Genomic DNA, 506 nt, shown 5'->3' on the forward strand with positions numbered 1-506 from the left:
CCCTCGTACACGCTGCGCTTCGAGGAACCGCCACCGGTGGACGCCTGCTGGTCGCTCACCCTGGACGACGCCACCGGCCACCGCTCGATCGGCGACCGCACTCCGGGCCTGGTGTACGCACCGGACGGCTCGCTCACCCTGCTGCTCCAGTACGAGCGGCCGGACGACGCCGACCACAGCGCCAACTGGCTGCCCGTCCCGGGGGGGGAGTTCCGCGCGGTGATCCGGCTCCACCAGCCGGGGGCCGGCGTGCTGGACGGCAGGTACGGCTGCGACCGCACTGAAAGGCCCCGCTGAAAGAAAGTGCTCCTGCGGCGCGACATCCTGGCAGCTCACGTAGTCATGAGGGGTATGCACGGGGATCGCGGAACAAGGGAACAGGCGGGCACCGAGTGAAATCAGCACAGGAGGATGAGTACCTGGAGTTCGTGGCTGAGCGGGCAAAGGCGCTGTACCGCTCGGCGTACGTCCTCGCGGCCGGTGATGTGCAGCTCGCCGAGGACCTG

Annotated in this window: 1 protein-coding gene; it reads left to right on the forward strand. The window is 69.2% G+C overall.

The features are described 5' to 3' along the window. Positions 1–297 (forward strand): DUF1214 domain-containing protein (locus ABD323_RS45710; RefSeq protein ID WP_344447812.1); only part of this gene is annotated, 297 nt, incomplete at its 5' end. Between the last annotated feature and the right edge of the window lie 209 nt (positions 298–506).

This window comes from Kitasatospora nipponensis (assembly GCF_039528135.1).
GTDB classification, from domain to species: domain Bacteria; phylum Actinomycetota; class Actinomycetes; order Streptomycetales; family Streptomycetaceae; genus Kitasatospora; species Kitasatospora nipponensis.